The following is a 26778-nucleotide window of genomic DNA, read 5'->3' as shown; positions in this document are numbered from 1 at the left end:
AATTAACACGGGTGAACAGTATGAACAAAGCAATTATTTATAAAGATGAAGTTGAAGTATTAAATGGTCTTAAAGACTTTGGCGTAACGGTTGATGAATTTAGGGAAGTTATTAGAAATACCCTTGCAGAAAGATTAAGCTGTTTTGATGGTGTCGATCCGAATAATGCAAAAGGGCAAATTTCCTACATTATGGGGACTAGATATCTTCGTTTTTTATTTTTAAAAAAAGGTTGGCGTTTAAGCGATTATAAAAATATTCCATCTATTGAGCATCCAGAAAGTCGTACACGTATTATTTATCAAACTGTAGATATTGCTGCGAGTTTGGCAAAAGATCCAAAACCTATTTCGAGTAAGGGTAATGGTAGTGCAGCTTTAATTGATGATGCTCAAGGTTCACTTTTTCCTTTTTGGGACGACGGTGTTAATATACCTAAAGTCAATTCTAAAAAATTGAATAAATCGATATGGTACCTTTGTGTGTCCTATCACGGTGATGGTTTAGTGCGGGCAGAGCTGTCTTTACCTCGTTCAATTGAAAACGGTACATTTGGCAAATTTATTTTTCGGATTTTTTTAATGCAAAATGAAGATTTATCAATTAATACGCCGGAAGTAACTGTTGATCCATTTGAGATCGAGCCAACCATTTTGCGTAAAGTAGAAAATGTTTAACATTAAAAGACTTGAGCAAGCGCGTAAACGCTTGCGTATGACTGCTAAGGAGTTAGCTGAAAAATCTGATTTATCATCCATAACAATTTCAAGAATATGTAACGGTAAGCACGAGCCTGACGAGACAACAATAATAAAAATTGTTAATGCTTTAGGGTTTCCGCGTTCTTTTTTTGAACAAGATATAGCAGATGCAATTACTGTTGATGCGGTTAGTTTTAGAAGTCTTTCTTCAATGACTGCAAAGGAACGTGATGCAGCGCTAACTGCAGGTGAGCTTGCATATGAGTTAGCCGATTGGATGGATGAACGATATGATTTGCCAAAAGTTGATATTCCTGACTTAAGTGAATTAAATTCACCGAAAGCGGCGGCGCGATCGTTGCGGCAATATTGGGGTATTGGCGAACGCCCGATTAAGCATTTATTGAATCTTTTGGAGGCAAAAGGTACGAAGATATTTTCTTTAAATGAGAGCACAAAGAATATTGACGCGTTTTCTGTTTGGCGTAGCGCACAGCCGTATATTTTTTTAAATACGTTTAAAACAGCAGAGCGCAGTAGATTTGACGCGGCTCATGAGTTGGGGCATCTTGTATTACATCGCCATGGAGGACCTCATCAAAGTAATGCGGAAAAAGAAGCTAATGATTTTGCTAGCGAGTTTCTTATGCCTGAGGCAGATGTTCGCGCGCATTTATCTCATATTAAAAGTATTGATAGATTAATATCAGAAAAATTAAGATGGGGTGTCTCACTGGCTGCATTGTGCTATCGAATGCATAAGCTTGATCTAATTACCGACTGGCAGTATCGGACTTATTGTATTCAGATTAACCAACGGTTTAAGTTTAGTGAGCCGAATAGCATAGCTAAAGAGCAGTCTTCGGTCTGGAATATGATTTTCCAAGATCTGTGGAAATCGGGCATTGATAAAGGGAAAATTGCAAAAGAACTTCATATTCCTTTAGAAGAGTTTGAAAACTTGGTTTTTGGTTTAACTGAAACCCATGCTCCACCACCGAAACACGCAGCGAACCTTGTTGTTGTAAAATAATTAGTTACCCCGCCAAGTGCGGGGTTTTTTATTTGTTTTTTTGATTCTCTTTATATTTTCGGTAGTAATACCGTATTTTATTGACATTCGGTATTACTACCGGTATTATATCTCATAGTTACCACGAAGAAGCTTTAGCTGATCTGGTTTTATGGAGTAAATACAATGACCGATGTCAATACTAATCCATTTATTTCTCCCCCAAATACAATATGGCAGCAGGGGGCTGCTATTCACCCAATTCCCACACGTTGCCATGCTATGATGCTTGCTATGCAAGATATTGCGGCGGCAAAGGGCAATGTTGATGTTGCTGATTTAAAAAATGCTGGCTTTGCTGATGATGAAATTGCTACCTATGGTGAAAAAGCCGCAAGCCTTGCCCAAAGCTTTGCAGTTAAAGCAGTGTGTAAACCCAAGCAAAACTTGCCGCAAGTGCCGCTTATCATTGCGGCAAGTGAAGCCACCCCACCACAATTTGATAATATTATCAATAATGACAAGATAGGCAATCTTTGGCGCAATTATTGCGCTTGTGTTGCGGCGTTTAAGCTGCACCCATGGTACCCCTTGCGTGAGCGCTGCATTGCTATGTTAGCGCAATATTTAGCGGCGGTTAATATTGGCCAAGCAAGCCGCGCCGCCATTATCCGCCAAGTGGAAGCGCATTTGCGGGCCATTCCTCTTTGTCAAAAGGTGTAGGCTCATGCAAAAACCCATCGCACCGCAAGCCATTGAAACTATTGCCAAGATTGTTGATATTTTACCAATAGATAATGACGAATTGGCACAACAAGTCTTAGCAATGACCTTCAAGGCGGTTTGCAATACCCTTAATATGAGCAAAGACGAGACAATTGCTACTTTTATCCGCATTATTGAAGCGGAAGAAGAAGGTAGAAAAGCCAAAGCACCTTTGGCCAACTAAGCCATAACCCAACCTACATTTTTTAAGAGACCATCATGCAACGCGCCGGCGTTTGCAGTGGAGTTCTATTGTCTTTTAACAAGGTTTTTACAATGACCCAAGATGAAGCACGACAAAAAGCTATTAAAGCAGGTGTTGAAAGCCTAAAGGCAGGTTTTGCCAATGTTTTTGACCATGACGAATGGCTAAAAGCGCTTAACCTTGCCCTTGATATTTTTACCGAGCAATGCGGCTTTATAAAAGAAGCGCCAAAGCAAGGGCAGGGCGCGATAGTTTGGCAGCCTATCAGTGAATTTGATTTCAATCGAGATTATGTCAAACCATTTCTTGTTTGCGGCAAGTTGGGGCAATTTAATTTTCAAATTGCGCGATGGGAAAACTGGGAGGGCTATTGGGTAGTGGGTGATGATCACCTTGGCTGTGAAGCCTATCCGTATTTTGCTGTAATTCCAGAAATTAAAGGTTACAAGTAATGACTGATAGTGGTTTTAGCATTAGCCGCAGCGCATTATTGCCTGCCCTTAATGCCGTTGTTAAAGCGGTGGAGCGGCGCAACACATTGCCAATTTTAGGGCATATAGTGCTTGAGGTGGATGAAAGCCGCCCCAAGCTCACCGCCACTAATTTAGATTTGCAAATAACAGTCACCACGCAATGTCAAAATTTTGGGCAGCATGGTTCTGCTTTGCCCGGTATTTTATTGCATGATGCGGTGCGCAAGCTTGACGTTTCTGCCCAAATTGAATTTGCCTTTTTGGAAGGGAGCGCAGAGGTTAGAGCAGGGCGGGCAAAGTTTAAGCTGCAAAGCTTGAATAAAGCCGACATGCCGATTATGGGCATTGATGATGGCGCAACAGATTTTAATATTTCACCGCAAGTGTTGGATAGCATTTTAAATAAGGTTGCGTTTGCCGTTTCAACTGAGGAAACCCGCTATTATTTAAATGGCATTAACCTGCATATGGATGGTGACAAGTTAGTGGCTGCCGCAACGGACGGCCATCGGCTTGCACAATTAAAGCTTGCTGTGTTTGATGGGCGGGATAATTTCCCTGCTTCGTTGAGCGCGACAAGTGTCATTGTGCCGCGCACATTTTGGTCAATCGTCAAAGGCTTGTTTGTACTTGATGAGGATATCAAGTTGCAATTATCCGATGTGCGCATTGCTATGAGCCAAGGCGATATTTGCGTGGTTTCAAAGCTTATTGACGGAACTTTTCCTGATTATCAAAGGGTAATTCCACAAGCCTCTACCCATTTTTACCATGTGCCGGTGGCAAGTCTTTCTAAGGCATTGGAGCGCGTTATGGCGGTTTTAAGTACACGCGGGCGCGGCGTTACGTTTATTTTTGGTAATGGCGAATTGAAGCTAGGCGCCAGTGATAGTGAAATGGGCGATGCAACTGACAGCGTGGATTTGCTGGAAAACAGCTCAGCTGAAGAAATAGCAATTGGCTTTAATGCGCGTTATGCGCTTGATCAATTGGCGGCTTGCGGCTGCGATGCGCTTACTTTTGGTTTAACATCGAATAGCGGGCCGGCCTTAATCACACCCATGAATGAAACAGCAGGTAGCAAAGCAAAATTTGTGCTTATGCCAATGCGGATATAGGGGGTAAGTTATGGCCGCGCGCATTCCACCTATTACTGTTGCCTTGCTCGAATCCTATTTGGATTATCTTGCCAACCTTATGGTGGAGCATGCGCCAGATTTTGATGAGTGCTTGCCGATTTATGAACGCTTAGAGGCCGAAATTGAAATTTTAAAAAATCGTGAAAAGCGTCTTGCAGCTGTTTATGCGCGGGCTAAAAAGTTAAAGACAAAACAACCCAAGATTAAAGAATCGAAGGATCAAACGGCAAGGCAATCCGATTGAGCTGTTCCCACTGCCACGATAAACCACCGCCAGAGCCATAGCGCGGGCGGCTATTAGCATGCCCCATCAATGCCATACGCAATTCATGATCGACATCGGCCTCTTTCATTCTATCTTCAAACGCATGCCTAAATGAGTAGATCACTTGATTCTCATTTTCAAATAGGCAATTTTCTCTAAAAAACTTATTAAGAGTGTTGGATAAGGTTGTTTCCTTGTCGCGATAGCGGGTAAAGCCGTTACGATGTAGCTTTATAGCCTCTAATGCCACGCCAATAAGCGGAACGCGCCTAACGCTGGAGCTTGTTTTTATCTCGCGTGGATCTGCGGGGTCTATTCGCGGTGCTATTTCAATAAAGGGTACTTCACCATCAAGGTGGATATTTTGCGAGCCAAGATTGCAAATCTCGCCAAGGCGCGCACCAGTATCTGCTAAAATAAAAACCACGTGACGCGCTTCGTCATTTAGCTTTGCCAAAGCACTTGGTTGGTAAATCTTGCTTTTGATCCAATTGATAGAAAAAGGTGGGCGTGATTTTTTTACTTCTTTAAAGGATAGGTTAGCCAAGGGGTTATTATAGTCTTGTTGGCCAAGATGAGAAAAATATGAGCTTAGAAAAACGCGGGCATTGCCAATTTGCCGGTTGCCCCATGATGCAGAGTGCGATGGTTTGCCATCTTTAGGCACGACTGATTCTGAAAGCTTTCTATAAAATAATAAAGCATCGTCGCGTGTGACCTGGCTGATTTCTTTATCACCAATTGTATCGCGAAATAAGCGCAGGGTGGCGCGGCGCTCATTCAGCCAACGCTCGCGCTGCCCTTGGCTTTTGCCAGTTAATGTATGGGGGACGATATCTGAAAAATATAAATTTTCAGCTGCTTGCAGCGAATTTTGCGGCGCGGCGTATTTGCCAAGCAAACTTTGCGCTATTTGTGTAGGCATGGGCTTTTCAGTTAAAGCTGAAAAACGACTAATAATTTCTTCCAATGATGCCTTGGCAAGATCACCTGCAGTTTTATAGGCGAAGCCAAAAGCTTCAGCCTGCCTTACGGCCACGTTATATTGTTCCATTGCTTGCAGGTTATCGGTGCCAAGCATTAAGGCTGCCCATAAAGCATTGTCAGCTTTTTCATGAATGTCTCGCTTAGCGCGGGCAATAATAAGGTCGCTGGTATGGAGCGCCGTTTGGATTATTGGGCTGCGTTTATCTAGATCAATAATAGTTTTTGGCACCCGTCTTTTATAGACATAATTGCCATTGCGCAGCATGAGATAACGATCTTGATTTGTAGCCTTTGCCCCCACGGTCATACTCTTTTCAAACATATTGTGTGACATTTAGTATGTCATAATGTGTGGCAAATTAGAGTAAATATCAAGATAGGAAAATTTAAAAAATTAAAACAACAATAAAATCAAAATGTTATGATTTTTGTGTGGTGCGGACGGCGGGAATCGAACCCGCACGATCGTTGGATCGAGGGATTTTAAGTCCCTTGCGTCTACCAATTCCGCCACGTCCGCGCAAGGTTCTTATATGCAAACAATTCGACAATGTGAAGCAAAAATTTCAAATTTTACAATTTTTTTTTCAAATCTGGGATAACTTATTAAAATGGTAAAAAAAACACATTAAAAACAATTGGTTGATTTGTGTCTGTTTCTTTTTGTTAAAATTGAATGAGCATGGATTTTTTTAAAAAATCTAGAATATTGTTTGATATCGTGATGAAATGCGATTTTTGGTCAAGATAAATATGGTTTTAGTCAATTTTGATTGTAAATCTATATTCGCCGGTGCATATCTCATCACAATTACGACAAAAGGTTTCCAACTGGCTTTTGTTATAGTAGGGGGTAATAGTCAGGTTTTCTTGCTGTTAAAATAATAAGGACAATAATATGACCGCTTTTTTGGAAGATGTTAAGCGCGCAGCTCAATCATTACGTGGATTGTTTCCCGAAACTCCATTGCAAAAAAATGAATTTTTGTCGGAGCGTTATGGCGCAGAGATTTATTTAAAGCGTGAAGATTTGACGCCAGTGCGTTCCTATAAGATTCGCGGTGCTTTTAATTTTGTTTCTTCTATGCTGGATAAAGTTGCGCCTGATCAGGCGTTTGTTTGCGCATCTGCTGGTAATCATGCGCAAGGGCTGGCGTTTGTTTGCCAGTATTTTAGCCGCAAAGCTGTTATTTTTATGCCAGTGACAACACCACAGCAAAAAATAGATAAAACACGCGTCTTTGGTCGTGAATTTGTTGAGATTCGGCTCATAGGTGATACTTTTGATCAGTGCTATGCTGCCGCGCAAGATTTTGTGGCCAATGGCGGTGGTGTGATGGCGCCACCTTTCGACGATATGCGCATTATAGCTGGGCAGGCGACAGTTGGTTATGAACTTTCCCAGCAGTGGCCCCATGAGACAGCGCCTGATTTGATTATAGTTCCCGTTGGTGGTGGTGGGCTGGCTAGCGGTGTTTCAACCTTTGTAAAAGATATTGGGTGGAGCACGGCTATGCGTTTTGCTGAACCTGAAGGTGCTTCGAGCTTGTTTAAGACTTTGCAGGCCGGCGAGCGTGTTAAGCTTGATAAAATGGATACATTTGTTGACGGTGCCGCTGTTGCGCTTATCGGTGGTATGAATTTTGATATTTTAAAGCGCTTTGCGCCGCGCGATGTTATCCGTATTCCAGAGAATCGCCTATGCGCTACTATGATTGAAATGCTTAATATAGAAGGTATTGTGGTTGAACCAGCAGGTGCTTTGGCTATTGACGCACTAAAGGATATGGGAGCCAATGAAATTCGCGGTAAGCGTATTGTTGTGGTTGTATCAGGGGGGAATTTTGACTTTGAGCGTTTGCCAGACGTTAAAGAGCGCGCATTGCGGTTTGAAGGCCTAAAGAAATACTATATTTTCCGCTTTCCGCAACGCCCTGGTGCATTGCGTGCCTTTCTTGATTTATTGGGACCTGAAGATGATGTGGCGCGTTTTGAGTATTTGAAGAAATCGGCGCGTAATTTTGGTTCGGTTTTGATTGCTATCGAAACTAAGCATAAAGAAAATTTTGTTTTGCTTAATAAAAAATTTGATGAATCTGGTTGGGCCTATAATGATGTAACGCTTGATCCGGTTTTATTTGATTTTGTTATTTGATTTAGACAGCCTTTGGTTATCCAAGATTAAATGAATTAGTATCAACTCGCACTATAATAAATTATCACAATTTTATTGTGAAGCTATCATGAGAATCTGGTTGTGTGTTTCCCTTAATCGATTATCGTGGTTATAGGAAATTTTGTGAGTATTTGATTGTTTTGGATGAAATGTCGTTGAAATAAGATGAATGGCTAATTTGCAAATATAGCAATTGGCTGCAAAATTTTAGTTCAATATAATGGGGATTGGAAGAATAATTATGACGAAAATTGCAAGCATTATCATTGGCTTTTTTATGGTTATAGCTATGGCCGTTAACGCAAACGCTCGTCAGCCTAGCGGTCTTGAGCAACGCGAATTGGTTTTATTAGTAAAAAATATCAATGACGCTGTTGCAAAGAAGGATTTTTCAGTCCTTGTTAATTCAATGCCTAGTCGCCTTTATAAAGAAATGGCTATTAAAATGTACACAACTGAAATTGTTTTGCGTGAGGATTTTAAAAAACAAGTTACGCAGCAATTTAGCAATATTGTTGAAAATGGCTACCAGCTTGATGGTGAAAAAATTGAATATAAAGAAACTTCGGATGGTACATTTTATGCGCTAATACCAACGCGTTTTGAAACGAAAGACGCGATTGTGGAGTCTCAAACCTTGGCTATTTTTGATAATACAAAATGGCATATTGTTTTAGGTGGTCAAAAAACCGTACAAAATCCGGTTTTTTTAGAAATTTATCCTTCATTTCAAAATGTGAGTGTTCCAGTTGGTAAGGCTATTGCTAAGTAGCTATGTTAGATTATAGGAAACGTAATAGGGGGAGATTGGTTTGCTGCCCCTATTTTTTTGTTTAATTATTATGCCGACAGATTATCTCATAATTAAAAAGTAAAGTGTTATTAACATTCTCATTGTCACTAGAATGAGAAATTAAATAGCTAAAACATATTGCTTTCTTGATGAAATAGGCTTATAGAGCAATGAGTAATTAAAGGTTCATTTTCACAAGTTGAAAAGCTGGACTGTTTTTTACCTTTTATCATTTAAAACTGATATTACATTAAGTTAAGTGCGGTATATAATTTACTCACTTTGTATTTTCCGATGACATAAAATCCAACGGAATTTAACAGCCTTTTAGGCTGTGCCCATTGCAAGCAGTTATTAGCTGTATATTTGGGTTTTTAACATTGTTTTATACATTTAGGGACACGCGGTCTTCATGTTTTGAAGAAGGCACGGAATGTTTTAAACATAAATGAAACATAGACTGTCCCAAGATATTTGAACTTAAGAAAGTATTTTAAATTGACAAATTCTAATTCATCCGGCTTCGCTGATTTCGGATTGCCTGAGCTATTGCTTAAAAATTTAGACCGTGCCGGTATGGTATCGCCAAAGCCTATTCAAGAAGAAGCCTTGCCTGTTATGCTTGATGGAAAAGATCTATTGGGTATCGCTCAGACTGGTTCTGGTAAGACTTTGGCTTTCAGTTTGCCGATTATTGCTCAAATCATTAAAAAGGGTGATAAGCGCCGCCCCAAAAGTGCACGTGCGCTTATTCTTGCGCCAACCCGTGAACTTGCACAGCAGATTCTCGATGCTATTAGCGCAATGACGAAAGACATGCATTTGGCATTAGGTCTTGTGTTGGGTGGTGTGTCTCGCTTGAAGCAGATCAAACGGGTTGGTCCTGGCGTTGATATTTTGATTGCGACCCCAGGTCGCTTGATGGATCTCGTTCGCGATAAGGAAATTGATCTATCACAAACCCAATATTTGGTGCTTGATGAAGCAGATCGCATGCTTGATATGGGCTTTATCAATGATGTGCGAAAAATTGCATCCTTATTGCGTAAGGATCGCCAAACTGCATTGTTCTCTGCAACTATGCCGAAAGAAATTAGTGCATTAGCTGCAAGTTTGCTTAATGATCCGGTTAGAGTTGAAACTGCGCCACAAGGCACGACAGCTGCTGATATTAATCAGATTGTTTATGGTGTTCATCGCCGCAATAAAAAAGATGGTCTTTTAGGTCTTTTAGCTGATGATGCATTGCGTTCTGTTATTGTGTTTTCTCGCACCAAGCACGGTGCGGATGCCATTAAGCGTGATCTTGATCGCGCGGGTGTTTTATCTGGCGTTATTCATGGTAATAAAACCCAAAATGCGCGTCAAAAAGCATTGAATGGTTTCCGTAATGGTACTTTACGGGTTCTTGTTGCAACCGATATTGTTGCGCGCGGTATTGATGTGCCAGGTATTAGTCATGTTATCAATTATGACTTGCCTGATGAAGCTGAAAGCTATGTGCATCGCATTGGTCGTACTGGTCGTAATGGTGCATCGGGTGAGGCTATTACCTTATTTGACGCAGAAACCGAAACTGTTCGTTTGCGCGGTGTACAGCGTGTAACGCGCAAAAAATTTGCGGTTGAGCCTTTGAGCGATGAAGTGATGAAGCGTAAGCCGGTGCCGGTTGAATTGCCACCAGAAGAAGATGAGCGTTCATCGCGTGGTCGCAATGGCAAGGGTAAGCCAAATACGTCACGTTTTGCTAAAGGTCGTGCTGAGCGCAAGCGCGGCGGTGAAGATGTAAACGGCAGAGGCGGTCGTTCAGGTGGACGTAATGATAAGCCGTTTCATGGCCGTAACCGTAGTGAGGCTTCTTCAGATGGTGAACGCCAAGAGCGTTCATCCTATGGTGAGCGTAAGGCATTTGATGGTAAAAAGTCTAAGGGCGGTAATGGTAATGGACGTGGCCCAAATGCCAATGGTTCAGCAAAGAAAAAGAGCGGCTTTCAAGGTGGTCGCGGCTCACGTCGCCCCAATCGGGAATCTTATGCTGCTTAATTAATTCTTCTGGCGTGAATTCAATTCATGCCAGAATTTTTTTTATAAAACTTTATTGAAGGCCCATCATTTGAATGGGCCTTTATTTTTCTAATGCAAAAATATTTTTACTAAAGCTAGATGTATAAAAGCCGCGATTAGTTATGCCTTTTTCGCTTAATAAGACCTTAATAAGACCGTTGAGTAAATATTATGCTAAATTGCATAAAAAGTGCTTGAGCAAGCTGCATTAATGTGTATCGTTGCGGAACTTATTGTGCGTTTTATGTTGATTGCCTGTTATTTTACGCGGTATATTAATAGTGAAGCACTTACAGGTATCTATAATTATCTGTAATTAATAAATAGAAATAGATAGTTAGGGCTTTTTTTTAATAAAAATGCTCTTAAAATATAACTTATGATTGTAGTTGGTTGCTATTGGCAACTGATTCTGAATTTGAATTGGTTACTGTTTTTATACAGTGTCAGTTCCGGGTTATACCCGATTGGCGACAGACCGGAGAAAATATATGGCTTCAGCCGCAGAACAATTGGCGTCAAATCTGAATTTTTCAGCATTTTCGCGCGCGAGTGAATTAAAACAGCGTATATGGTTTACATTGGCGGCTCTATTGGTTTACCGCCTAGGCACCTATATTCCTATGCCAGGTATTAATATCGACGCTTTAAATAAGGCATTTGCCGGTCATGCTACAGGTATTGCTGGCTTGTTCAATATGTTTTCGGGTGGTGCAGTTAGCCGTATGGCTATTTTTGCGCTGGGCATCATGCCTTATATTTCAGCTTCCATCATTATTCAGTTGATGACAGCCGTTATTCCTTCTCTTGAGGCATTGAAGAAGGAAGGTGAATCTGGTCGCAAAATTATTAGCCAATATACCCGTTACGGTACTGTGTTGTTAGCTATTGTACAAGCTTATGGTATCGCGGTTGGTCTTGAGAGCGGTAACGGTATTGTCGCTGATCCAGGTTGGGCTTTCCGCTTGTCTGCTGTTATTACGCTTGTCGGCGGTACTATGTTTATGATGTGGCTCGGTGAGCAGATCACTTCGCGTGGTGTGGGTAACGGTATATCGCTTATCATTTATGTTGGTATCGTTGCGACCTTGCCGCAAGCCGTTTGGCAAATGTTGCAGGCACGGGCCCAAGGTAGCCTTTCAACATTTGTCGTTTTCGCTGTTATAATTCTTGTCGTCGTGCTTATTGCAGTTGTCGTATTTGTTGAGCGCGCGCAACGCCGGCTTTTGGTACGTTATCCAAAGCGCCAAGTTGGTAATCGCATGTTTGAAGGTGACACTTCAAACCTGCCGTTGAAAATTAATACTGCTGGTGTTATTCCGCCAATTTTTGCATCATCGCTTTTGTTGCTGCCAACCACCATAGGCGCCTTTGCTGAAAAAACTCCAGGTTGGGCGCAGCCAATTATGACGATGTTACAGCATGGTCATCCTGTATTTATGACGCTTTATGCAGCTCTGATGGTCTTCTTTTGTTTTTTCTATACGGCAATTGTATTTAATCCTAAGGAAACAGCAGATCAGCTAAAGAAGCATGGCGGATTTATCCCTGGTTACCGTCCAGGAGAACGAACTGCTGAATATATTGATTATGTATTGACGCGTATTACTGTTCTTGGTGCGGTTTATATTGTTGGTGTCTGCATGTTGCCTGAGTTCTTTATTTCATCAACAGGAATTGGAATGCAACTTGGTGGTACATCCCTCCTAATTATCGTAACGGTAACGCTTGATACGATTTCGCAGGTTCAAGGCCATCTTGTTGCTCATCAATATGAAGGCTTGATTAAGAAGTCAAAACTTAGGGGAGGTAAGAAGACACGATGAAACTTATTTTATTAGGACCACCCGGTGCCGGTAAAGGGACTCAGGCTAAGATTTTGACTGAGAAATATAATATCCCGCAATTGTCAACTGGCGATATGCTGCGAGCAGCAGTTGCTGCGGAAACCGAAGTTGGTAAGCGCGCTAAGGAAGTTATGGCTGCTGGTCAATTCGTTTCTGATGAGATAGTTAATCAAATCGTTGCTGACAGAATTAGCGAAGCCGATTGCGTAAACGGGTTTATTCTTGATGGTTATCCTCGTACTACAGCGCAAGCCACTGCTCTTGAAGAAATCTTGAAGGCTAGGAATACCGGTCTTGATGCTGTAATCGAGTTAAAAGTTGATGAGGATGCCTTGATCAGTCGACTCGAGAGTCGGATCAAGGAAACGCAAGCAGCTGGCGGAAGTGTTCGTTCGGATGATAATCCGGAGACATTTGCAAAGCGTTTGGTCGAGTATCGCGAGAAAACTGCACCATTGTCGGATTTTTATCGACAAAACGGCCAGTTAAAAGAGGTTGATGGTATGGCGCAAGTTCATGCCGTAACAGCCGAAATTCAAAGCCTATTACAATAAGATAGGTATTATTTCGGTTATATATGAATTCGCTTGACTTTTTCGTTAAAATAAGATTAAGACAGCGAATTCATTTTTAAAAAATGTTGTAGCCCTGATGGATTTCTGTTAAGGGCTATTTTTCACTGTAAATATATGCGGTATTTGCAGTTGTTAACCAGAACCAAGGAGAAAAGGCGTGGCTCGTATTGCTGGCGTCAACATCCCGACTAATAAGCGTGTAGTAATTGCGCTTCAGTATATTCACGGGATTGGACCAAAATTTGCTCAAGAGATCTGCGAAAAAGTAGGTATTCCTGCTGAGCGTCGTGTTAATCAGCTTACTGATGCTGAAGTTTTGCAAATTCGCGAAGCTATCGATCGTGACTATCAGGTTGAAGGTGATCTTCGTCGTGAAGTTTCCATGAACATCAAGCGTTTGATGGATCTTGGTTGCTATCGCGGTCTTCGTCATCGTCGTTCATTACCTGTTCGCGGTCAACGCACACATACTAATGCACGTACTCGTAAGGGCCCTGCAAAGGCAATTGCTGGTAAAAAGAAATAATCATAGTTAACCAGATAAATCTGGTTGTCTATTTTAAGATTTGCTGTCCCTTTCTTACGGCTTATTAAGTTGATAAGTCAAAAATAGGAATGGGTGGAGCTGCTGAAGTTACGGCAGTGTAGAGATCGATTGAAAGGTAGAATATGGCAAAGGAAGCCACACGTGTTCGCCGGCGCGAACGTAAAAATATTTCATCAGGTGTTGCGCATGTTAATTCAACATTCAACAACACAATGATTACAATTACCGATGCTCAAGGCAATGCAATTGCATGGTCTTCAGCCGGTGCGCAGGGGTTCAAGGGTTCACGTAAATCCACTCCATTTGCAGCACAGGTTGCCGCAGAAGATTGTGCGAAAAAAGCTCAAGAGCATGGCATGCGCTCGTTAGAAGTTGAAGTTTGCGGTCCAGGTTCTGGCCGTGAATCTGCACTTCGTGCGTTGCAAGCTGCTGGTTTTGTGATTACTTCTATTCGCGATGTGACGCCAATTCCACATAATGGCTGTCGTCCACGTAAAAAGCGCCGCGTTTAATTTGGCTGTTTTATTAGCTAAAGGGGCCCCTTTAGCGTTCATGCTCATTGTCACGAATGGATGGTGACAAAAGCTAAGGACAGGAATTTAATCATGATCCAAAAAAACTGGCAGGAATTAATCAAGCCGAGTAAAGTTGAGTTTCAAAGTGATGCTTCTTTTACAAAAGCAACTTTGGTAGCTGAGCCTCTTGAACGTGGTTTTGGTTTGACTATCGGTAACGCGCTAAGACGCGTTCTTCTTTCATCTCTTCGTGGTGCAGCAGTTACTGCTGTTCAGATCGATGGTGTTCTTCATGAATTCTCATCAATCCCAGGTGTTCGCGAAGATGTGACAGATATTATTTTGAATATTAAGGAAATTGCTATCCGTATGGATGGAGATGGTCCAAAGCGCATGGTTGTTCGTAAAGAAGGACCAGGTGTTGTCACCGCTGGTGATATTCAAACTGTTGGCGATAGTGAAATTCTCAATCCTGATCTTGTTATTTGTACACTTGATGAAGGTGCGGAAATCCGCATGGAATTTACCGTTAATAATGGTAAAGGCTATGTGCCTTCCGATCGTAATCGCGCTGAAGATGCACCAATTGGTCTTATTCCAGTTGATAGCCTTTTCTCACCGGTTCGCAAAGTATCCTACAAGGTAGAAAATACCCGTGAAGGACAAGTTCTTGATTATGATAAGTTGACTTTAACCATTGAAACCAATGGTGCAGTTAGTGGTGAAGATGCAGTTGCTTTTGCAGCTCGTATTTTGCAAGACCAGCTTTCTGTTTTTGTTAACTTTGAAGAGCCACAAAAAGAAGCTCCGCAAGAGCAAGTTTCTGAACTTGCATTCAATCCTGCACTTCTTAAGAAAGTGGACGAGCTGGAGCTTTCTGTTCGTTCAGCCAATTGCCTTAAAAACGATAATATCGTTTATATTGGCGACCTCATCCAAAAGACGGAATCCGAAATGTTGCGGACCCCGAATTTTGGCCGTAAATCGCTTAACGAGATTAAAGAAGTTCTCGCTGGCATGGGTCTACATCTTGGTATGGAAATACCAGCTTGGCCGCCAGAGAATATCGATGATCTTGCAAAGCGCTATGAAGATCAATATTGAGCCATTAATTGAAGGAGAAAGCTCATGCGCCATGGTAATTCAGGCCGCAAGCTGAACCGGACTGCAAGTCATCGTAAAGCAATGTTCGCCAATATGGCGGCATCGTTAATCGAACACGAGCAGATCGTGACTACGCTGCCTAAAGCTAAAGAAATTCGTCCAATCGTAGAAAAGCTAGTAACTTTAGGTAAGCGCGGCGGTTTACACGCTCGTCGTCAAGCCATTTCAGCTATTCGCGATGCTAAACTTGTTGCTAAGTTGTTTGATACGCTTGCACCTCGTTATGCTACTCGTAATGGCGGCTATTTGCGTATTATGAAAGCCGGTTTCCGTGCTGGTGATAATGCACCTTTAGCTGTAATCGAGTTTGTTGAACGCGATGTTAACGCAAAAGGCGCAGCTGACCGTGCTCGCACTGAAGCTGCTGCAAAAGAAGAAGCAAACGCTGCTTAATCTAATTTAAGTTCGTATAATATTAAAAAGCCCGCTATGGTTTTATAGCGGGCTTTTTGCTTTTTTCGGGTTTTTTGAATTGATATTGACTAGTTAAATTTTTACCGTTTTACTCGCGCCCTAATTTTATATAAGAAGTTTATGCGGGGTACTCCATGAAAATTAAAGATTTATCAGCACCGGTTACGGTTGCAAAAACAGATTGGTTATGTAGGAAAAGTTGGATTGGGTTTACGCCTGCAAAAGATACGCTTGAATCGCGTAATAAATGCGAAAACTATATTAATAAACTTGTTTCTAATGGTTATATCATTGAATATGTAACGAAGAAATTTCGCAATCCAAACCGTAAATTTTTAGATGAACGTCAATATCTGCACGCACGTATGTTTCATAAATGCAATGCAGGGCGTTTTATTGCCGTCCACAAACTAAATCCTGTTGCTGAAAAGCTTTCAAATATCTTAAGTCGTAAGGAATATCGGGCGCTGCAAAATATCTGGTCTAAAGAAGGAAAAAAATACCGGTGGTCGGTGGCTTTTAGGGTAGTAGAAAGTTATGAGATTGTCGGCAAACCTTTGGCAGAAGATATTTTGGGAACTGATATTTATCGGCGCTTATTCCAACATGCATCTAAATCATTGCGGCTTATCGACGATGAAGTAAGGAAGCCATTGGGTGAGTTGACTCTTAATATGCAGTCATGCAGTACTGATATTTGGCAGATGATAGCCAAAGACATCGACGATAGAGCTACAGAACCGATGAAGGTTGCTAAGCATTTACATCAAATGATTGATCGTGATTTAGCGTTGCTTGCTTTGGAAGGGCATAGTGGTGAACGCTTAACTATGATTAGAAAACGTTCGCGTTTATTACTTGCTGATTTTTTGAGACAACGAGAAAAAGAAAATAGTTTTCAATGTGATTGTTGCGGCTTTGATCCTAGTAATTTATCTAAAATACTGAAAGTTTCCAAGCGCAGTTTTTTTGATATTCATCATAAGGATCCATTGGCGGAAGGCGTACGCCTTACCAGTATAAATGATTTTGCACTGCTTTGTCCGACTTGTCATCGTATAGAACATATAAAATTACGCACTTGAATTGAAATATTTGGTTTCTTTTTTGATGAATTTGAAATGATGTGTCAGAAATTCGGCATTATAATGCTAAAAAGCCATGCTAATTGCATGGCTTTTTAGTTTAAATGGATCTTTTATAGCTTCCAGCCAGGTTTTGGATTTCTTTTACTTAAAAGCGCGACAGCCTCCACATGGGGTGACCATAAAAACTGGTCAACTGGTATCACTTTTTCAAGCTTATAGCCGCCTTTAACTAGGATTGATAAATCACGTGCTAATGTTACAGGATTGCAGGAAACAGCAACTACGCGGCTAATAATAGCGTTGGCTATTTCTTTTGCTTGTTCTTCAGCACCGGCGCGTGGTGGATCAAAAACAAGACCATCAAACTGTACAAGTTCCTTGGTGTTTAATGGCCGGCGGAACAAATCGCGTTCTTCGTGGGCCACTGTCTTTAACCCCGTTGCGTAACGGCTAGCGCGATCCAAGGCTTGTAAAGCTGCAGAAGTATTCTCAACAGCTTTTACGTTCATTTTTTTGGCCATTGGGAAAGTAAATGTGCCAGATCCTGAAAACAGATCTACTGCATTTTTCGTCTTTTTTAGCCAGTTAACTGCAATGCCTGTCATTGCGATTTCTGCTTCCTTGGTAGCTTGTAAAAAACCACCTGGTGGCAGGATAACTTCAACGCCATCAAAATCAATTAAGGGCTTTGCAACTTCAATGATGATTTCATCGTCAATGGCAATTCTTGCGATGTTTAATTTGATAGCAAGAGTTGTGAGACGCTGGCGGTGGCGATCTTCGATATTTTCAACACCAGAAATCATAATATCAAGGCCGTTATTGGCAGCTGTCACCGTCACATGAAAACTACGGGCATTATCTTGCAAAACCGCCGCTATGGCATGAATATCATCAAAGCGTGATGTTATGGCCTCAACGGTGACAGGACATTCATGAATTTCAACAATCTCGTTACTTTGGTAGCGGTTAAAACCAAGAACCAACCCTTTTGGAGTAGCTTTAGCAGTTAAGACGATACGACGCCTTGTTTGTGGTTCGCAGGAAATGAGTGGTGCAACTTCAGTCTTCAAACCACGCGCTTCTAAGGCATGAACAACAAGGTCACGTTTCCACGCTTCATAATTTTCACGGTTCCAATGTTGCAACGAGCAACCACCGCAATCTTCAAAATAGACACAAGTTGGCTCGATACGCTCATTGGATTTGCTTGTCAGCGCAATGAGCGTGCCTTTATCACCCTCGGTTGCAACATTTGCCTTTTCGCCTGGCAGGGTGAAAGGGACGTAAATATTGCCCGATGAACCTTTGGCAATACCATCGCCACCAGCTCCAACGGCAGTTATTATAACATCTTTCGTCACTTGTCTTTCACTCCATAAAGTAAGAATTCCTGATTACCATCTCCCCCTTCAATGGGCGAGGCAATAAGATCAATAGCGCGCCATTGCGGTAAATTATCTAACCACTCAAAAAGCGCGGCCTTAACGCGTTCTACCGCTTTTTTGTCTTTAACCAGACCGCCTTTGCCAATGGATTCACGCCCAACTTCGAATTGTGGCTTTAGCAGCAATATTGCTTTGGCATTGTTATTGGCAAGTTCCAGTGCAGGTGGCAGTGCGAGGGTTAGAGATATAAAACTAACATCTGAAACGACAAGATCGAGTCTTTCACCGCCAAGATGTATTTTTTGCAAATTACGGGCATTCAAACCTTCATGCAAGGTAATTCGGGGATCATCTTGCAAAGATGGGTGAAATTGTCCATGCCCCACATCAATAGCGGTTACATGGCTTGCACCACGCTCCAAAAGTACTTGGCTAAAGCCACCAGTGGAAGATCCAACATCTATGCAATGACTATTTTTTACATCAATTTTAAAATGATCAAGCGCACCAATCAACTTTAGGGCGGCGCGTGACACATAAGCCTTGGCAGGATCGTCAACTTCAATATTCGCGTCGTAAGGTGTTAAAGCGCCAGCTTTGGTTATTACCGTATTGCCTACTTTAACAGTGCCTCGTTCAATTGCATCGCGTGCTCTCGACCGCGTTGAAAAAATATCACGTTCAACTAATAATTGGTCAAGTCTTAGCCGCGAATTAACACCAATTTGATCAGGCTTTTGATCATCCTTTTTGGGCACTTTACTTTAAGCCCTAATTTGTGGCTGCTTGGCGAGATCTCGTCCAAGTGCATTAAATACGGCTTCAACAATACCGTCATGACCAAGGCCAATACGTGCAAGTACTTTATCTTGATTACCATGGGCAAGGTAGCTGTCAGGTAGTGTCAGTGTGCGAATTTTTAAACCATGCTCAAGTAAGCCCTTTTGCGCCAAGAGTTGTAGTACTTGTGCGCCAAAGCCGTTCATTGCGCCTTCTTCAATAGTTATTAAAACTTCATGCTCTTTAGCAAGGCGTGCGATTAAGTCTTCGTCTAGCGGTTTTGCAAAGCGTGCATCGGCAACGGTGGTCGAAAGACCTGCAGCGGCTAACTCATCGGCGGCAAGTAAAGCTTCACCAAGGCGCGTTCCAAAGGACAAAAGCGCTATTTTTGTGCCTTCACGTATAATTCTGCCTTTGCCAATTTCAATGATTTCACCGCGTTGCGGCAATTCAAGACCGGCACCTTCACCACGAGGATAGCGGAAAGAAATCGGCCCTTGGTCATAGGCAGCAGCTGTGCGCACCATATGCATCAGTTCTAGATTGTCTGAGGGAGCCATAACCACAAAACCAGGTAGGGCTGTTAAAAATCCTGTGTCAAAGCTACCTGCATGGGTTGCACCATCTGCACCAACAAAGCCTGCGCGATCAATGGCAAAACGAACAGGCAAGTTTTGTATTGACACATCATGGACAATTTGGTCATAGCCACGTTGTAAAAAGGTTGAATAAATGGCGGTAAATGGCTTGAAGCCTTCAGCCGCAAGGCCAGCTGCAAAAGTTACAGCATGTTGCTCGGCAATGCCTACATCAAAGATGCGCTTTGGAAATTCAAGTCCGAATTGGTCAAGCCCCGTACCGCCCGGCATGGCGGCAGTAATGGCAACAATTTTATCATCATGACGGGCTTCTTCAATGAGGCTTGATGAAAAAACCTTGGTATAGCTTGGCGTATTGCTTGGTGCCTTTGCTTGCTTACCAGTGATAACATCAAATTTATTAACGCCGTGATATTTGTCGCTTGCAGCCTCTGCTGGTGGATAGCCTTTGCCTTTTTTGGTAACCACATGAATAAGAACAGGGCCAAAGGGATTTTCCCGAACATTTTTTAGCACTGGTAATAGATGGTCTAGATTATGGCCGTCAATCGGGCCAACATAATAAAGACCCAGCTCTTCAAATAATGTGCCGCCGGTCAACATGCCGCGCGCATAACCTTCAGAGCGGCGCATTCTATCCCAAAAGAATTTGGGTAGTTTTTTGGTAAGTTCTTTGGCACGCTCACGTAAAGTTCTAAAACCGGGATTAGAAACAAGGCGTGCAAGATAAGCGCTCATTGACCCTGTCGATGGCGCAATTGACATATCATTATCGTTTAAAATGATAATAAGGCGGGCATCCATCGCGCCAGCATTATTCATTGCTTCATAGGCCATGCCAGCAGACATTGAGCCGTCACCAATAACGGCGATAACATTGCGCTTTTCATCATTAAGTTCAGCGGCAACAGCCATGCCAAGCCCTGCTGAAATTGATGTAGAAGAATGCCCTGCGCCAAAAGCATCATAATCGCTTTCGCTACGTTTGGTAAAACCCGAAAGACCATTTTCTTGGCGTAATGTTCGGATGGTATCGCGCCGTCCGGTTAGAATTTTATGCGGATAAGCTTGGTGTCCTACGTCCCAAATAATACGGTCGTGGGGTGTATCAAAAACATAATGTAAAGCAACGGTTAGCTCTACCACACCAAGTCCAGCACCTAGGTGGCCGCCGGTTACTGAAACCGCATCAATCGTTTCGCTACGCAACTCTTCTGCAAGTTGCGGTAAGTCTGCTTCCGGCATATTGCGCATATCCGCCGGAAAATGGACCTGATCTAATAGCGGTGTCTTGGTGCGGGACAATATAAAACTCCGTGGCTGCAACTTAGTATTTACAATACTTCTATTTTTCTAAAATAGTTGCCATAACGTAAATTGCAAAAAAATGATATAATTTATTTTAATATCCTAAGGGATTTTGCTCCATCACTCATGATGGCTTTTTAAAAATACGCTCATAGTGTGGATAATGTAAGCACTTGAGCAAAATAAAATTGCTCTTATAAGAAGCCACCTTGCTCTCATAATATGCTAAAAAATAGTTTTTTTTCAATGACAATATAAAGTTTATTTTAATTTAAAAAAATAAAAGCATAACGAGCGCAAGCCATTGCCTTTTTTGACTATGCTCGGGTAAAAAAGGCTAAACTGCAATTGGTAAGGCTAAACCTTTTTGTAAATGAAACTGCTATCTAAATTGTGATTTATATGAATATTTACAGTTTAAAGCCATTTGGGATGATGGCTGTCATCGGGCGAGCTAGCAACCAAGTCTCATAGTATTCTTAACCGAGAAAGCGTTTAATGGTCTCAATAAATTGCGGTACTGATATTGGCTTGGACATATATTCTTCACAGCCACCTTCTCTTATTCGCTCTTCATCGCCTTTCATAGCAAAGGCTGTGACCGCGATCACTGGAATAGAAGCAAGGTCTGCATCGGCTTTTAATTGGCGCGTCACATCAAGGCCTGAAATTTCTGGTAATTGAATATCCATTAAAATGAGGTCTGGTTGGTGTTCGCGTGCCAACTCAAGAACCGTTAAACCATTGCGTGTTGTTACTGTTTGATAACCAGTTGCTTCAACAAGATCGCGAAAAAGCTTCATATTGAGTTCATTATCTTCAACAATTAAAACTGTTTTGGCCATGGTTTAAGTCTTCCTGCTTTAATTTTTGTCTTTTTACAGCAATTTGCAAAATTACAAAAATTTAAAGCTACTGTGATGAATGATTATTTTTTGCTATGCTTTACAACAATGTGCTGCAAAACTACATAATACTAACTAGCATATTAATTGTTATAAGGAAATGGTAAGGTTTTGCACATCCATAGGCATAAATAATTATATTCGTGCCTATGGCTCGCTTTTGTGCGGATAAACAAACATAATGAGGTCAATGGGTTAATGAAACATAGTGTCAATCAAGAACAGGCTGAAACAATTGCCATCACTGCCCTTGGTTTTTTGGCTGGTGATCAAGAATTATTGGATCGCTTTATGGCAATAAGTGGCATTGCCGGGCAAGATATTAGGCAAGCCGCGAGCAGTCCTGGTTTTTTAGCTGGTGTTTTGAGTTTTTTGCTTAATCATGAGCCCAGTTTGATGATGTTTTGCCAAAACTCCAATATTCAGCCAGAGCGTGTTGCAGAGGCATTTGCTGCACTGCCAGGCGGCTCACCGATTGAGTTTTAATGGAAAAAGAAAGCGATTTTTCAACGCCAATTTTTGGGTTTTGCCGAGATTGCCTCACTATTCAGCGCGATAAACGAAAGCGATGTGTGAAATGTGGCAGCCCGCGCATTATCGCTCATGATGAGCTTTATAGCCTTTCGATCGCGCATATTGATTGTGATGCTTTTTATGCCTCTGTTGAAAAGCGTGATAGGCCTGAATTGCGCGATAAGCCAGTGATTATTGGTGGCGGCACACGCGGCGTAGTATCCACATGCTGTTATATTGCGCGCATTTATGGCGTGCGCTCGGCCATGCCGATGTTTAAAGCATTAGAAGCATGTCCACAAGCAGTGGTTATTTTTCCTGATATGGCAAAATATGCAAAAGTAGGTAAAGAAATTCGCCAAATGATGCTAGAACTTACGCCATTGGTTGAACCACTTTCCATTGATGAAGCGTTTTTGGATTTGCATGGCACTGAGAAATTGCATAAGGCACCGCCTGCCTTTACTCTGGCACGTTTTGCCGAGCGAGTTGAAAATGAAATTGGCATTAGTGTTTCTATCGGCCTTTCTTATTGTAAATATTTAGCCAAAGTTGCCTCCGATCTTGATAAACCTCGCGGTTTTTCGATTGTTGGGCAAAAAGAAGCTTTGTCCTTTTTAGCCTCGCAAGAGATAAAAATGATTTGGGGCGTTGGCAAAATGATGGCAGCAAAACTTAATAATGATGGCATATTCAAGATTGGGCAATTGCAAGAAATAGAAGAGGTTGAGCTTATGCGCCGTTATGGCGTGATGGGGCAACGCTTATTTCGGCTTTCACGTGGGGTAGATGACCGCCGTGTTGAGCCGGAAAGTGACATGAAAAGCGTGTCAGCCGAGCGAACTTTTGAAAAAGATTTATCAAAACGCGAAGACCTTATTGCGGTTTTACGCCATTTAAGTGAGCTGGTTTCACAGCGTTTGAAAAAAGGTGATATTGCTGGCCAAACCGTAGTTTTAAAGTTGAAAACCAAGGATTTTAAATTACGTACGCGCAATCGTCATTTAAGTGATCCAACGCAAATTGCAGATCGCATTTTTCGTGTTGGGGTCGACTTATTGGATCGTGAGTTAGACGGCAGTTCTTTTCGCCTGCTTGGCATTGGCGTTCAGCAATTAAGTGATGATGAACAAGCCGATCCGATTGATTTAGTTGATGAACAGGCGACAAAACGAGCGGCGGCTGAAACAGCCATAGATAAATTGCGTGATAAATTTGGATCAAAAGTAGTGGAAACCGGATTTACCTTTGGCAAAAATCCAATAAAATCATCCAAAAAGTAAATTTAAAACAAATGTTTAAAATAAAAAGGCCGGTAAAACCGGCCTTTATGTTGTTATATGCTACGCCTTTGTTGTTGGCGCTAATCTAATATGTAGGTCACGCATTTGCGCTGGCGATACATTAGAAGGCGCACCCATCAACAAATCAAATGCTTGTTGGTTCATTGGGAAGAGTGAAATTTCACGTAAGTTTTGTGCACCTGTGAGCAACATAACAATACGATCAACGCCAGCACCCATGCCACCATGGGGCGGTGCACCATAATGGAATGCGCTATAAAGACCACCAAAACGCTCTTCAACTATTTCACGTGATAGGCCGGCAATTTCAAAAGCTTTAACCATTGTATCTGGAATGTGGTTACGAATACCACCAGAGGCAATTTCATAACCGTTGCAAACCATATCATATTGGAATGCTTTAATAGTAAGTGGATCTTGGTTTTCTAATGCATCCATACCGCCTTGTGGCATAGAAAATGGATTATGGGAAAATTCGATGCGCTTTTCATCTTCATTCCATTCGTAGAATGGGAAATCAACAATCCAAGCAAGTTCAAAACGATTATGGTCAACAAGACCAAGGTCTTCACCTGCACGGGTACGGGCTGCGCCTGCAAAAGACACAAACTTTTTAGGATCGCCAGCAACAAAGAAGCAAGCATCACCATCATCAAGTCCAAGCTGTAAGCGGATAGCCTCAGTGCGTTCAGGTCCAATATTTTTTGCAAGCGGGCCAGCGCCTTCCAGCACTTCACCTTCTTTACGCCAGAAAATATAGCCAAGGCCAGGTTGGCCTTCTTTTTGCGCCCAACTATTCATGCGGTCACAAAATGCGCGGCTACCACCGGTTTTAGCAGGAATGGCCCAAACTTCTGCCTTATCATCATTAGCAAGAATATTCGCAAATACCTTAAAGCCCGAATCACGGAAATGATCTGAAATTTCTTCCATAACAATTGGGTTACGCAAATCTGGCTTATCACTACCATATTTGCGCATTGCTTCATCATAAGCGATACGTGGAAATAGGTCTGTTACCGGCTTGCCGTCAGAAAATTCCTTGAATATATCGCGGATGACAGGTTCCATTGTTGAAAGAATATCTTCTTGTTCAACGAAGCTCATTTCAAGGTCGAGCTGGTAAAATTCACCTGGTAGTCGGTCAGCACGTGGATCTTCATCGCGGAAGCATGGTGCGATCTGGAAATAGCGATCAAAGCCAGAAACCATCAAAAGCTGCTTATATTGCTGCGGAGCTTGTGGCAGGGCATAGAATTTGCCTTCATGGATACGGCTTGGTACCAAGAAGTCACGCGCACCTTCAGGTGAGGACGCGGTTAAAATTGGTGTTGAAAATTCTGAAAAGCCGATATCATGCATATGACGGCGCATTGATTTAATAATATCAAGACGGCGCATAATATTTTTGTGCAATGTTTCGCGGCGCAAATCCAAAAAGCGGTATTTTAAACGAATATCTTCAGGATAGTCTGGCTCACCAAATACAGGTAAAGGAAGTTCATCTGCTTTGGAAAGGACTTCAATTTCCTCGGCAAAAATTTCTACTTCACCGGTGGGAAGCTGGCTATTGATAGTGTCTTCTGATCTGGCTTTAACTTCGCCATCAACGCGAATTACCCATTCGCCGCGTAAGGTTTCTGCCATTTTAAAGGCTGAAGAATCAGGATTGGCGACAATTTGTGTTAAACCATAATGGTCTCTAATATCTATAAATAGAATTCCACCATGGTCACGAACGCGATTAACCCAGCCAGAGAGGCGAACGGTAGAACCAACATCGGATTTGCGCAAAGCTGCACAATTATGGGTGCGATAACGATGCATTTTTAACTGCTTTCTGCTAAAAATTCAAAAAATATGTAAATCTATTGGGCAAAAGCACATTTTACCCTTGATTTGTCAAGCCTAACAGATTGATTGATGCAAAATTTAGCGCAATGGTGCAAGACAGATTTAAAGAAAAGAGATAAAGGGGGCAATTATGCACTCAATTACAACAACAAAAGACCTTGAAACCGCCATTGCCGCCTTGAGCAAGTCTGACTTTGTGACCGTTGACACAGAATTTTTACGCGAATCGACTTTTTGGCCGCAATTATGTTTAATTCAATTGGCCTCACCCGATTTAGAAGTGCTGATTGATCCACTAGCCACAGAAATTGATCTAACCGCATTTTTTGAGTTGATGGCCAATCAAAAGGTCTTGAAAGTTTTTCATGCGGCGAGGCAAGATGTTGAAATTATCTATCATCTTGGCAAACTTATCCCGATGCCGATATTGGATACACAGGTTGTGGCGATGGTTTTAGGTTTTGGCGACTCGATTTCTTATGATCAGCTTGTGCAAAAAACAACAGGCAAACATCTTGATAAGTCGTCGCGATTTACCGATTGGAGCCGCCGGCCGTTAAGTGAAAGCCAGCTTAAATATGCATTGGCCGATGTGACTTATCTGCGCGATGTTTATTTAAACCTTATACGTCAGTTGCAAAAGAGTGGCCGCACGAATTGGTTAGATGAAGAAATGCAAATCTTAACCAATCCGCAGACTTATGAATATTTGCCCGAAAATGCATGGGCAAGGATCAAGGGGCGCTTCAAGAAACCTCGTGAAGTTGCTGTTTTGCAAAAAGTTGCCGCTTGGCGTGAAAACGAGGCGCAAAAACGCGATTTGCCACGTGGGCGTATTGTAAAAGACGACGCATTAGTTGAAATAGCCATACAGCAACCGCAAACTATAGATGCATTATCACGGTTGCGCGCATTGCCCAAAGGCTTTGATCGCTCGCATTTTGCTAATGATTTATTGGCCGCAATTAAAGAGGCGATGGCCTTGCCTAAAGAACAATTACCCATTGTTAAGCCACCCAAAAATTTACCTGAAGGTGCTAATAGTGCCATTGATATTTTAAAGCTTTTATTAAAAATTATCAGTGAGGAAAATAATGTTGCTGCAAAGATTATTGCAAGCAGTGACGATATTGAAAAAATAGTCGTTGATGGTATTGACGCCAAAATAGGTGCGATGCAGGGTTGGCGCTACGAAATGTTTGGAAAAAAAGCTTTGCAAATGCTTGAAGGCTCTCTTGCCATCAGTTTTGAAAATAATCGTATTAAACTTATTGAAACGGTTAAATAATGTGCAATAAAACCGCCATATAAATCTTATATAAGAAGCAGGCTTATTTGTTAGCCTTGCGTGGCGGTATTTCACCTTTTTATTTAAACTAGTTTGCTTGTTTTGTAAA

General features: G+C 41.9%; 26 protein-coding genes and 1 tRNA gene. 20 read left to right on the top strand and 7 right to left on the bottom strand.

The annotated features are described in order from the left end of the window. Nucleotides 1-20: 20 nt before the first annotated feature. The 7 genes from N5852_RS09260 (at nt 21) to N5852_RS09230 (ending at nt 4539) form a co-directional block, all read left to right on the top strand. On the top strand, nt 21-677 hold the full coding sequence (locus N5852_RS09260; protein ID WP_262097516.1) for a hypothetical protein: 657 nt from the start codon (nt 21-23) through the stop codon (nt 675-677). Continuing rightward, the gene (locus tag N5852_RS09255; RefSeq protein WP_262097515.1) at nt 670-1734 is read left to right on the top strand and encodes an XRE family transcriptional regulator; all 1065 of its coding nucleotides are present in this window, start codon (nt 670-672) and stop codon (nt 1732-1734) included. Before N5852_RS09260 ends, N5852_RS09255 begins: the two co-directional genes overlap by 8 nt. Nucleotides 1735-1899: 165 nt before the next feature. Then, nucleotides 1900-2436: a hypothetical protein gene (locus tag N5852_RS09250; RefSeq protein ID WP_262097514.1), complete on the top strand. Its 537-nt coding sequence runs from the start codon at nt 1900-1902 to the stop codon at nt 2434-2436. Between the two features lie 4 nt (nt 2437-2440). Further along, on the top strand, nt 2441-2662 hold the full coding sequence (locus N5852_RS09245) for a hypothetical protein (RefSeq protein ID WP_262097513.1): 222 nt from the start codon (nt 2441-2443) through the stop codon (nt 2660-2662). A gap of 35 nt (nt 2663-2697) precedes the next feature. Further along, nucleotides 2698-3135, top strand: coding sequence for a hypothetical protein (locus N5852_RS09240; protein ID WP_262097512.1), 438 nt, complete (start codon nt 2698-2700; stop codon nt 3133-3135). Continuing rightward, entirely contained in the window at nt 3135-4274 is a 1140-nt protein-coding gene (gene dnaN, locus N5852_RS09235) for a DNA polymerase III subunit beta (RefSeq protein ID WP_262097511.1), read from the top strand. Before N5852_RS09240 ends, dnaN begins: the two co-directional genes overlap by 1 nt. Before the next feature lie 10 nt (nt 4275-4284). Then, entirely contained in the window at nt 4285-4539 is a 255-nt protein-coding gene (locus tag N5852_RS09230; protein ID WP_262097510.1) for a hypothetical protein, read from the top strand. On the opposite strand, the gene N5852_RS09225 is transcribed toward N5852_RS09230, so the two are convergent. Together N5852_RS09225 and N5852_RS09220 are read right to left on the bottom strand one after the other, a co-directional pair. Next, nucleotides 4499-5881 carry a tyrosine-type recombinase/integrase gene (locus N5852_RS09225; RefSeq protein ID WP_262097509.1) on the bottom strand — a complete coding sequence of 461 codons (1383 nt, stop codon included), beginning with the start codon at nt 5879-5881 and terminating at the stop codon, nt 4499-4501. The two genes, N5852_RS09230 and N5852_RS09225, sit on opposite strands and share 41 nt — an antisense overlap. A 99-nt stretch (nt 5882-5980) precedes the next feature. After that, a tRNA-Leu gene (locus tag N5852_RS09220) sits at nt 5981-6067 on the bottom strand. Nucleotides 6068-6445: 378 nt separating this feature from the next. Here N5852_RS09220 and ilvA point away from each other — a divergent pair. The 10 genes from ilvA (at nt 6446) to N5852_RS09170 (ending at nt 16727) form a co-directional block, all read left to right on the top strand. Beyond that, nucleotides 6446-7702 (top strand): threonine ammonia-lyase IlvA, encoded by a 1257-nt coding sequence (gene ilvA, locus N5852_RS09215; protein WP_262097508.1) that lies wholly within the window; start codon nt 6446-6448, stop codon nt 7700-7702. A 262-nt stretch (nt 7703-7964) separates the two neighbouring features. Further along, entirely contained in the window at nt 7965-8495 is a 531-nt protein-coding gene (locus N5852_RS09210) for a hypothetical protein (RefSeq protein WP_262097507.1), read from the top strand. 519 nt (nt 8496-9014) lie between these two features. Beyond that, nucleotides 9015-10559, top strand: a complete 1545-nt coding sequence (locus N5852_RS09205) for a DEAD/DEAH box helicase (protein WP_262097506.1) — start codon at nt 9015-9017, stop codon at nt 10557-10559. 512 nt (nt 10560-11071) lie between these two features. Then, complete coding sequence (gene secY / locus N5852_RS09200; RefSeq protein ID WP_262097505.1) at nt 11072-12406, top strand: preprotein translocase subunit SecY; 1335 nt, start codon at nt 11072-11074, stop codon at nt 12404-12406. Continuing rightward, entirely contained in the window at nt 12403-12981 is a 579-nt protein-coding gene (locus tag N5852_RS09195; protein ID WP_262097504.1) for an adenylate kinase, read from the top strand. Before secY ends, N5852_RS09195 begins: the two co-directional genes overlap by 4 nt. Nucleotides 12982-13159: 178 nt before the next feature. Further along, the gene (gene rpsM, locus N5852_RS09190; protein WP_262097503.1) at nt 13160-13528 is read left to right on the top strand and encodes a 30S ribosomal protein S13; all 369 of its coding nucleotides are present in this window, start codon (nt 13160-13162) and stop codon (nt 13526-13528) included. A 143-nt stretch (nt 13529-13671) separates the two neighbouring features. Continuing rightward, nucleotides 13672-14061, top strand: a complete 390-nt coding sequence (gene rpsK, locus N5852_RS09185; protein ID WP_182417112.1) for a 30S ribosomal protein S11 — start codon at nt 13672-13674, stop codon at nt 14059-14061. Nucleotides 14062-14154: 93 nt separating this feature from the next. Further along, nucleotides 14155-15168: a DNA-directed RNA polymerase subunit alpha gene (locus tag N5852_RS09180; protein ID WP_182417111.1), complete on the top strand. Its 1014-nt coding sequence runs from the start codon at nt 14155-14157 to the stop codon at nt 15166-15168. A gap of 24 nt (nt 15169-15192) precedes the next feature. Next, nucleotides 15193-15621 (top strand): 50S ribosomal protein L17, encoded by a 429-nt coding sequence (rplQ, locus tag N5852_RS09175; protein ID WP_262097502.1) that lies wholly within the window; start codon nt 15193-15195, stop codon nt 15619-15621. Nucleotides 15622-15776: 155 nt separating this feature from the next. Further along, nucleotides 15777-16727: an HNH endonuclease gene (locus N5852_RS09170; RefSeq protein WP_262097501.1), complete on the top strand. Its 951-nt coding sequence runs from the start codon at nt 15777-15779 to the stop codon at nt 16725-16727. Between the two features lie 113 nt (nt 16728-16840). Here N5852_RS09170 and N5852_RS09165 read toward each other — a convergent pair whose 3' ends face one another. The 4 genes from N5852_RS09165 to N5852_RS09150 all read right to left on the bottom strand — a co-directional run bounded on the left by N5852_RS09165 (nt 16841) and on the right by N5852_RS09150 (nt 21650). Beyond that, nucleotides 16841-18094: a class I SAM-dependent RNA methyltransferase gene (locus N5852_RS09165; protein WP_262097500.1), complete on the bottom strand. Its 1254-nt coding sequence runs from the start codon at nt 18092-18094 to the stop codon at nt 16841-16843. Further along, on the bottom strand, nt 18091-18876 hold the full coding sequence (locus tag N5852_RS09160) for a TlyA family RNA methyltransferase (protein ID WP_262097499.1): 786 nt from the start codon (nt 18874-18876) through the stop codon (nt 18091-18093). The genes N5852_RS09165 and N5852_RS09160 overlap by 4 nt, the downstream gene beginning before the upstream one ends. Nucleotides 18877-18882: 6 nt before the next feature. Then, complete coding sequence (gene dxs, locus N5852_RS09155) at nt 18883-20802, bottom strand: 1-deoxy-D-xylulose-5-phosphate synthase (RefSeq protein ID WP_262097498.1); 1920 nt, start codon at nt 20800-20802, stop codon at nt 18883-18885. A gap of 482 nt (nt 20803-21284) precedes the next feature. Beyond that, nucleotides 21285-21650, bottom strand: coding sequence for a response regulator (locus N5852_RS09150; RefSeq protein WP_262097497.1), 366 nt, complete (start codon nt 21648-21650; stop codon nt 21285-21287). Nucleotides 21651-21908: 258 nt separating this feature from the next. Here N5852_RS09150 and N5852_RS09145 point away from each other — a divergent pair, with 258 nt between their 5' ends. Continuing rightward, nucleotides 21909-22196 carry a DUF3572 domain-containing protein gene (locus N5852_RS09145; RefSeq protein ID WP_262097496.1) on the top strand — a complete coding sequence of 96 codons (288 nt, stop codon included), beginning with the start codon at nt 21909-21911 and terminating at the stop codon, nt 22194-22196. Continuing rightward, nucleotides 22196-23506, top strand: a complete 1311-nt coding sequence (locus tag N5852_RS09140) for a DNA polymerase IV (protein WP_262097495.1) — start codon at nt 22196-22198, stop codon at nt 23504-23506. Before N5852_RS09145 ends, N5852_RS09140 begins: the two co-directional genes overlap by 1 nt. Nucleotides 23507-23566: 60 nt before the next feature. Here the strand turns inward: N5852_RS09140 and aspS are convergent, their stop codons facing one another. Beyond that, nucleotides 23567-25354 carry an aspartate--tRNA ligase gene (gene aspS / locus N5852_RS09135; RefSeq protein ID WP_262097494.1) on the bottom strand — a complete coding sequence of 596 codons (1788 nt, stop codon included), beginning with the start codon at nt 25352-25354 and terminating at the stop codon, nt 23567-23569. A 157-nt stretch (nt 25355-25511) separates the two neighbouring features. Here aspS and rnd point away from each other — a divergent pair, with 157 nt between their 5' ends. Then, complete coding sequence (gene rnd, locus N5852_RS09130; RefSeq protein WP_262097493.1) at nt 25512-26669, top strand: ribonuclease D; 1158 nt, start codon at nt 25512-25514, stop codon at nt 26667-26669. Nucleotides 26670-26778: the final 109 nt, after the last annotated feature.

It is taken from the genome of Bartonella sp. HY328 (assembly GCF_025449335.1).
Lineage (GTDB): Bacteria > Pseudomonadota > Alphaproteobacteria > Rhizobiales > Rhizobiaceae > HY038.
The sequence above is the reverse complement of the archived record's forward strand: the minus strand, read 5'-3'. Positions and strand labels throughout refer to the sequence as shown.

Coding starts and splice junctions, on each gene's coding strand:
- N5852_RS09225 (WP_262097509.1), bottom strand. CDS start 5,881: ATGTCACACAATATGTTTGAAAAGAGTATGACCGTGGGGGCAAAGGCT.
- N5852_RS09140 (WP_262097495.1), top strand. CDS start 22,196: ATGGAAAAAGAAAGCGATTTTTCAACGCCAATTTTTGGGTTTTGCCGA.
- dnaN (WP_262097511.1), top strand. CDS start 3,135: ATGACTGATAGTGGTTTTAGCATTAGCCGCAGCGCATTATTGCCTGCC.
- N5852_RS09255 (WP_262097515.1), top strand. CDS start 670: ATGTTTAACATTAAAAGACTTGAGCAAGCGCGTAAACGCTTGCGTATG.
- rpsK (WP_182417112.1), top strand. CDS start 13,672: ATGGCAAAGGAAGCCACACGTGTTCGCCGGCGCGAACGTAAAAATATT.
- N5852_RS09150 (WP_262097497.1), bottom strand. CDS start 21,650: ATGGCCAAAACAGTTTTAATTGTTGAAGATAATGAACTCAATATGAAG.
- rnd (WP_262097493.1), top strand. CDS start 25,512: ATGCACTCAATTACAACAACAAAAGACCTTGAAACCGCCATTGCCGCC.
- N5852_RS09250 (WP_262097514.1), top strand. CDS start 1,900: ATGACCGATGTCAATACTAATCCATTTATTTCTCCCCCAAATACAATA.
- N5852_RS09170 (WP_262097501.1), top strand. CDS start 15,777: ATGAAAATTAAAGATTTATCAGCACCGGTTACGGTTGCAAAAACAGAT.
- secY (WP_262097505.1), top strand. CDS start 11,072: ATGGCTTCAGCCGCAGAACAATTGGCGTCAAATCTGAATTTTTCAGCA.
- N5852_RS09145 (WP_262097496.1), top strand. CDS start 21,909: ATGAAACATAGTGTCAATCAAGAACAGGCTGAAACAATTGCCATCACT.
- N5852_RS09245 (WP_262097513.1), top strand. CDS start 2,441: ATGCAAAAACCCATCGCACCGCAAGCCATTGAAACTATTGCCAAGATT.
- rplQ (WP_262097502.1), top strand. CDS start 15,193: ATGCGCCATGGTAATTCAGGCCGCAAGCTGAACCGGACTGCAAGTCAT.
- N5852_RS09180 (WP_182417111.1), top strand. CDS start 14,155: ATGATCCAAAAAAACTGGCAGGAATTAATCAAGCCGAGTAAAGTTGAG.
- aspS (WP_262097494.1), bottom strand. CDS start 25,354: ATGCATCGTTATCGCACCCATAATTGTGCAGCTTTGCGCAAATCCGAT.
- N5852_RS09210 (WP_262097507.1), top strand. CDS start 7,965: ATGACGAAAATTGCAAGCATTATCATTGGCTTTTTTATGGTTATAGCT.
- ilvA (WP_262097508.1), top strand. CDS start 6,446: ATGACCGCTTTTTTGGAAGATGTTAAGCGCGCAGCTCAATCATTACGT.
- N5852_RS09260 (WP_262097516.1), top strand. CDS start 21: ATGAACAAAGCAATTATTTATAAAGATGAAGTTGAAGTATTAAATGGT.
- N5852_RS09240 (WP_262097512.1), top strand. CDS start 2,698: ATGCAACGCGCCGGCGTTTGCAGTGGAGTTCTATTGTCTTTTAACAAG.
- N5852_RS09230 (WP_262097510.1), top strand. CDS start 4,285: ATGGCCGCGCGCATTCCACCTATTACTGTTGCCTTGCTCGAATCCTAT.
- N5852_RS09195 (WP_262097504.1), top strand. CDS start 12,403: ATGAAACTTATTTTATTAGGACCACCCGGTGCCGGTAAAGGGACTCAG.